Genomic DNA, 7,077 nt, shown 5'->3' on the forward strand with positions numbered 1-7,077 from the left:
TCTCGGCCGCCGAAGGTCCTGCGGACCTTGCGCAGCCTTCGGCAGCGGCTACAGGGAGGCGCTTATCTCGTAACAAAATATTTCAGAATACCCGACAAAAAACAGACGGCAAAACCCCCTGGATCTTCCCGGCAATCACCAGCACTCGAACGGGACGCAGATATGGCCTTAAGCCATACCCTGCGGGGAGAAACCCCGTGCTCCACGACGCGTTCAAAACGCCGTGGCTGGCTTTATCCCGCGTCTCCCAAGCCTGCAAAAATTCTAAAGAAACCGCTCTATCTCAAGCCTTTCAGCGGGATCAATTGTCAGACAATGCTGTAAATCCGTATTGCGATAAATTATCATTTGGCGCCTCCCCCGCTAGCCACCCGCACGGCACAGGTGATTCACCCCTGCGCGACGTGGCTGATTTTCACGATTCACCCGAGGCGCTCATGTACCGTTTTCCGCTTTACCGTCCCCTGATCTGCGCCGGTCTCGGACTGCTCTCCTGGCAAGCTCTGGCTGCCTATCAACCGCAATCAGAAGCCGCCCTGGCCGCCGATTCCGAAATCGAATGCCAGTTCAATGCCGACCACAGCAGCGACTGCACCACCACCCAGCGCTACACCATCCTTACCCCGGCGGGCCGGGAAATGCTTTCGCGCATCGACTTCAGCTATGCCGAGACCGATGGCTTCGAACTGCTCAAGGCCGAGTCCACCCAGCCGGGCGGCAAGCCCGTCGCGCTGGCGCCGGCGCAGATCGATACGCGCACCGCGCCGAATCCGGAACAGGGTTTCCTGCGCGAGAAGCAGACGTCCCTGGCCTTCCCCAACCTGCGGGTCGGCACCCGGCTCAGCTACACCGTGCAGCAGCACTACGCGGCCAAGCCGCTGCTGGGGCAGTTCCACTCGGTGCTGGAGTTCGGCCCCAAGCCGGTGCGCCAGGACAGCTTCAAGATCACCTACCGCGCCACGCGCCCGATCATCTGGCGCAGCGAGCAGATGCACGACTACCGCTTCAGCGCCGCCAGCGACCGGAAAAAACTCACCATCGAGCAGAAGGCGCCGGTCTTCCTCAATTACATCAACGAACCCTCGATCGGCTTTATCCAGCGCGTGCCGCGGGTCGAGCTGGGCAGCAGCACCGAGGTGCAGGACTATTTCGGCCCGTTGGCCCAGCGCTATCAGCAGATCCTCGCCACGCCGTTGCCGCCAGCCAGCGCCAAGGCCGTGGCCGGCCTGCGCGACCTGCCGCCAGCCGAGAAAGTGGCCGGGCTGATGCAGCACATCAACGACAACTACCGCTACCTGGGCGACTGGCGCGCCACCGAGCGCGGCTATGTACCCTTCGAACTGCAGCAGATCGAACAGCGCGGCTATGGCGATTGCAAGGACCTGGCGGTGCTCCTGGCGGCGATGCTCAAGGCCAGCGGGATCAAGGCCGAGACGGCCTGGGTCAGTCGCGAGAACGTCGTCGCGCCGCTGTTGATCCCCGGCACCCACGCGCCGAACCACGCCATCGTGCGGGCCGAGGTCGACGGCAAGGTGTGGTGGCTGGACCCGACCAACCCGGTGTTCGACCCGGGCCGCAGCATGCCCGACATCCAGGAGCGCTGGGCCTTTGTCAGCGACGCCAAGGGCCAGGTGCGCGAGGACTACATTCCCCTGGAAGCGCCGGACACCAGCCTGGTGCTGAACAAACAGGAGCACTTCGACAGCGCCGGCCAGGCCCGGGTCAATGCGCGTATCGAGTTCAGCCACATGGAACTGATGCAGCTGATGGTTGCCGACAACCAGCACGGCATCGCCAGCAACGACCAGAGCCTGTGCGAGCGCTTCACCCAAGAACTGCGCGACTGCCAGATCAGCCGCGAACCGACCGCCTTCGTCGCGCCCAGGACCTACCGGGTCAAGGCCGCGCTGACCGACCTCAAGCCCCTGGAACAGATTTCCGGCAATTACTTCTACAAGCCCCAGGCCCTGGAGGGCGACTGGAACTTCCTGGTCAACTACCGCCGCAATGGCCAGCTGGCGGACCTCTACATCGGCGACCCTTATACCCTGCGCTACACCATCACCCTTTCCGGTGCCCAGCTGGACAAGGACATCCAGGCCTGCACCGTGCGCTCGCCCTGGTTCGACATGGACCTGCGCAGCGAACGGGTCAAGGGCGAGTACCGCTATCACTACCGCCTGAGCCAGAAAAAACGCTGGCTGAGCCATGAGGACATCATCGGCGCGCCGTTCGAGGCCATGGTCGACCAGGCCAAGACCTGCTCCGAGCAAGCGCGCCAGCTGGTCCAGCTCAAGGGCTCAGCGAAGAAGACCTGATCGTCTGTAGGAGCGGCCGGTCGACGCTCGATTGCCCGCGATGAACGCAAGGGCAACGCGTCCATTCAGGTGGTGCGCGTTATCGTTGAACGACATCGCGGGCAAGCCTCGCTCCTACAGGTAGGCGGTCAGGCCGGGGAAGTGCCCTGGAGCAGCAAGCCCTGCTCGGCCGCGCACAGCTCGACCACGTAGTCCCACACCACGCGCAGGCGCACGGATTTGTGCAGCTCGCGCCGGGTGCTGATCCAGTAGGCGCGCTGGATGCTCTCGCTGGGCAGCAACGGCACCAACTGCGGATCGCCGGCGGCCATGTAGCACGGCAGCACGGCGATGCCGAGGCCGGAGCGCGCAGCCTGTTGCTGGGCGATCACACTGGTGCTGTGGAACACCACCTGGGGGTTGCGGCAGAAGCTGGTGAGGAAGATCAGTTCCTGGCTGAACAGCAGGTCGTCGACATAACCGATCCAGGCATGCCGCCCCAGGTCCTCGCGGCTGCGCAGCGGCGGCGCGCGGTCCAGGTAGTCCTGGCTGGCGTACAGCGCCAGGCGGTAGTCGGTGAGCTTGCGGGTCACCAGCATGTCGGCATTGGGCCGCTCCAGGTGGATGCTGATCTCCGCCTCGCGGTTGAGAATGCTGACAAAACGCGGCACCGCCACCAGCTCCACTTCCAGCCCCGGATAGCGTTCGAACAGCCCGCGCATGCGGCTGGCGAGAAACATGATGCCCAGGCCTTCGGTGACGCCCACGCGGATCTTGCCCAGGGGCGCGCTGGACTGGGTGATTTCCTCCTGGGCCAGCAAGGCCACGTTCTCCATGGCCTCGGCGTGCTTGAGCAAGGCCTCCCCGGCCGGCGTCAGTTCGTAGCCCTGGGCGTGCTGGACGAACAGCGCGGTGCCCAGGCTTTTCTCGATCGCCTCGATATGCCGGGCCACCGTGGCGTGGGTGGTCTTGAGCCGCTGGGCCGCGGTCAGCAGGCGGCCGCTGCGTTGCAGCTCGAGAAAAAACCGCAGGTCGTTCCAGTCGAACATGACTCTTCCTTGCGCAGGCTGGGAAAAGCCGCTGTTTAAAAACGCACAGCGGCTGAGCAAAAACTAACATTCTTTTAACGAAAGCTAACAACTAGGATGAGCCGCAACAAGAACGATAAAAGAGGTCATGGATGCTGCCTGCCTTTGATCCATACGACTACATAGTGGTCGGCGCCGGCCCCGCCGGGTGCCTGCTGGCCAATCGGCTGTCCGCCAACCCGGCCCACCGCGTCCTGCTGCTGGAAGCCGGTGGCCGCGACAACTATCCCTGGATCCACATCCCCGTCGGCTACCTGTTCTGCATCGGCAACCCGCGCACCGACTGGTGCTTCAAGACCGAAGCCGAACCCGGCCTGCAGGGCCGTAGCCTGAGCTACCCGCGCGGCAAGGTGCTGGGCGGCTGCTCGTCGATCAACGGCATGATCTACATGCGCGGCCAGGCCGGCGACTATCAGCGCTGGGCCGCCGACGGCAACCCCGGCTGGAGCTGGCAGGACGTGCTGCCGCTGTTTCGCAAAAGCGAAAACCACTTTGCCGGCGACTCGCAAATCCACGGCGCCGCCGGCGAATGGCGGGTCGAACGGCAGCGCCTGTCGTGGCCGATCCTCGATGCCTTTCGCAGCGCCGCCGAACAGAGCGGTATCGCCAGCGTCGATGACTTCAACGGCGGCGACAACGAAGGCTGCGGCTACTTCCAGGTCAACCAGAAAGCCGGGGTACGCTGGAATGCCGCCAAGGCCTTCCTCAAGCCGATTCGCCAGCGCCCCAACCTCACGGTGCTGACCGGGGTCGAGGTCGATCGCGTGCTCCTGGAAAACGGCCGCGCGGCGGCGCTCAGCGCCCGTCACCAGGGCCAGGCGCAGACCTTCAAGGCGCGGCGCGAAATCATCCTCAGTGCCGGCTCCATCGGCTCGCCGAGCATCCTGCAACGTTCCGGAATCGGCCCCGCCGCGCTGCTGCAACGCCTAGGCATAGGCGTTGCCCACGAACTGCCGGGGGTCGGCGGCAACCTGCAGGACCACCTGCAACTGCGGCTGATCTACAAGCTGGAAAACGCCCGCACCCTGAACCAGATCGCCGGCAGTGTGTGGGGCAAGATGGGCATGGGCCTGCGCTACCTGTACGACCGCAGCGGCCCGCTGTCCATGGCGCCGAGCCAGCTGGGGGCGTTTGCCCGCTCGGGGCCGGAGCAGGCTTCGGCCAACCTCGAATACCACGTGCAGCCGCTGTCGCTGGAGCGCTTCGGCGAACCGCTGCATGCCTTCCCGGCCTTTACCGCGTCGGTCTGCGACCTGCGCCCGCAAAGCCGCGGCCGGGTGGAAATCCGCTCCGCCGACCCGCAGGCGGCGCCGCTGATCCAGCCCAATTACCTGAGCCACCCGGAGGACCTGCGAGTCGCCGCCGAGGCCATTCGGCTGACCCGGCGCATCGTCGCCGCGCCGGCCCTGCAAGCCTTCAAGCCGACCGAATACCTGCCGGGGGCCGAGTTGCGCAGCGAAGAACAACTGCACGAAGCCGCCGCGCGCATCGGCACCACCATCTTCCATCCAGTGGGCACCTGCCGCATGGGCCAGGGGCCGGATGCGGTGGTCGACGCCGAGTTGCGGGTGCACGGCATCCCCGGCCTGCGCATCGCCGATGCCTCGATCATGCCGTACATCACTTCCGGCAATACCTGTTCGCCGACGCTGATGATTGCCGAGAAAGCCGCCGAGCTGATCCTCGCCACCTCGACCAGGAGCCCCGCCACCGAAAAACCAAGCGTCACCCCGGCCTGAGTGGGGGTAGGAGCAAGGGGGACGCCCAGTTCTTGCTCGCGATGGCGGCCTATAGAGCGCTGCAAGGCTCAAGGGCCTTTCGCGAGCAAGCTTCGCTCCTACGACACAAGGGCCGTGCAGAAGACCGCGACAAGAGGCAGATAGCGACGCCACATTGGCGCCGACAGTGGAACAACAAAAACAATCACTGTGAGGGATATCGATATGTCGGAACATGCTCAATCGATGGACGCGGCGGTCGTCGCGCCCACCAGCCAGGAAAGCCAGAAAGTCATCTTCGCCTCGTCCCTGGGGACGGTGTTCGAGTGGTACGACTTTTTCCTCTACGGCGCCCTCGCGGCGGTTATCAGTAAGCAGTTCTTCGCCGGGGTCAACGACACCACCGCCTTTATCTTCGCCCTGATGGCGTTCGCCGCCGGCTTCGTGGTGCGGCCATTCGGCGCCCTGGTGTTCGGCCGCCTGGGGGACATGATCGGGCGCAAATACACCTTCCTCGCGACCATCGTGCTCATGGGCCTGGCGACTTTCGCCGTGGGCCTGCTGCCGACCTATTCGAGCATCGGCATCGCCGCGCCGATCATCCTGGTCGCCCTGCGCATGCTCCAGGGCCTGGCCCTGGGCGGTGAATATGGCGGCGCCGCGACCTACGTCGCCGAGCACGCGCCCCAGGGCAAGCGTGGCTTCCACACCAGCTGGATCCAGTCCACCGCGACCCTCGGCCTGCTGCTGTCGCTGCTGGTGGTGCTGGGTTGCCGCTACTTCACCGGCGATCAGTTCGAAGTCTGGGGCTGGCGCCTGCCGTTCCTGCTGTCGATCGTGCTGCTGGGCATTTCCACCTGGATCCGCCTGAGCCTGCACGAGTCGCCGGCCTTCCTGAAAATGAAGGAAGAAGGCAAGGCGAGCAAGGCGCCGATCCGCGAATCCTTCGGTAAATGGGAAAACCTCAAGGTGGTGCTGATCGCCCTGTTCAGCATCAACGCCGGGCAGGCCGTGACCTTCTACGCCGCGCAGTTCTACGTGCTGTTCTTCCTCACCCAGTTCCTCAAGATGGACCCGGCCCTGGCCAACATGCTGCTGATTATCAGCGTGGTGATCGGCGCGCCGTTCTTTATCTTCTTCGGCTGGCTGTCGGACAAGGTCGGCCGCAAGCCGGTGCTGATGGTCGGCCTGCTGTTGGCCACCGCGCTGTACTTCCCGATCTTCAAGTCCCTGGCCTACTACGCCAACCCGGCCATCGACCAGGCCAGCCGCCAGGCGCCGATCAGCGTGCTGGCCGACCCCGCCACCTGCACCTTCCAGTTCGACCCGGTGGGCAAGGCGCGTTTCGACAGCCCGTGCGACAAGGTCAAGACCTTCCTGGTCAAGCAGGGCCTGCCCTACACCAGCGTCGCGGCGCCGGCCGGCAGCCCGGTGCAGGTCAGCGTCGGCGAGGTACAGATCGACGGTTTCGACGAAGCGGCCCTGCGCGGCGCCGTGACCCTGGCCGGCTACCCGCAACAGGCCGACATCCAGAACGTCAACAAAACCATGGTGGTGGTGCTGATCGTCGCCCTGATCCTGATCGCCGCCATGTGCTACGGCCCGCTGGCAGCGCTGATGGTCGAACTGTTCCCGACCCGTATCCGCTATACCTCCATGTCCCTGCCCTACCACATCGGCAATGGCTGGTTTGGCGGCTTCCTGCCGACCGTGTCGTTCGCCCTGGTGGTGTACACCGGCGATATCTTCTACGGCCTGTGGTACCCGGTATTGATTACCGGGGTCAGCCTGTTCGTCGGCCTGATCTGCCTGCGCGAAACCCGCCACGTCGATATCGACAAAAACTGAAAGCCCCGGGTCGATGACCCGGGCCTGCCTTCCGTAGGAGCGAAGCTTGCTCGCGAACCGGCCGTAAGATCGCCGCAGCTTCAAGGCCCTATTCGCCAGCAAGCTTGGCTCCTACCTCGCCCCAAA

General features: G+C 64.6%; 5 protein-coding genes. 4 read left to right on the forward strand and 1 reads right to left on the reverse strand.

What is annotated here, in order from left to right; all coding sequences use genetic code 11:
• A partial coding sequence (locus BLV20_RS31590) for a hypothetical protein (protein ID WP_218190308.1) occupies nt 1–324 on the forward strand: 324 nt, incomplete at its 5' end.
• Between the two features lie 113 nt (nt 325–437).
• Nucleotides 438–2,318 carry a DUF3857 domain-containing transglutaminase family protein gene (locus BLV20_RS22950; RefSeq protein WP_092304736.1) on the forward strand — a complete coding sequence of 627 codons (1,881 nt, stop codon included), beginning with the start codon at nt 438–440 and terminating at the stop codon, nt 2,316–2,318.
• 128 nt (nt 2,319–2,446) lie between these two features.
• On the opposite strand, the gene BLV20_RS22955 is transcribed toward BLV20_RS22950, so the two are convergent.
• A complete protein-coding gene (locus tag BLV20_RS22955; RefSeq protein WP_092304737.1) occupies nt 2,447–3,346 on the reverse strand; it encodes a LysR family transcriptional regulator in 900 nt (299 codons plus the stop codon).
• A gap of 131 nt (nt 3,347–3,477) precedes the next feature.
• On the opposite strand from BLV20_RS22955, the gene BLV20_RS22960 reads away from it, so the two are divergent.
• Nucleotides 3,478–5,124 (forward strand): GMC family oxidoreductase, encoded by a 1,647-nt coding sequence (locus BLV20_RS22960; protein ID WP_092304738.1) that lies wholly within the window; start codon nt 3,478–3,480, stop codon nt 5,122–5,124.
• 204 nt (nt 5,125–5,328) lie between these two features.
• Complete coding sequence (locus BLV20_RS22965; protein ID WP_092304739.1) at nt 5,329–6,951, forward strand: MFS transporter; 1,623 nt, start codon at nt 5,329–5,331, stop codon at nt 6,949–6,951.
• Nucleotides 6,952–7,077 lie beyond the last annotated feature (126 nt).

It is taken from the genome of Pseudomonas sp. NFIX28 (assembly GCF_900107395.1).
Taxonomy (GTDB): Bacteria; Pseudomonadota; Gammaproteobacteria; order Pseudomonadales; family Pseudomonadaceae; genus Aquipseudomonas.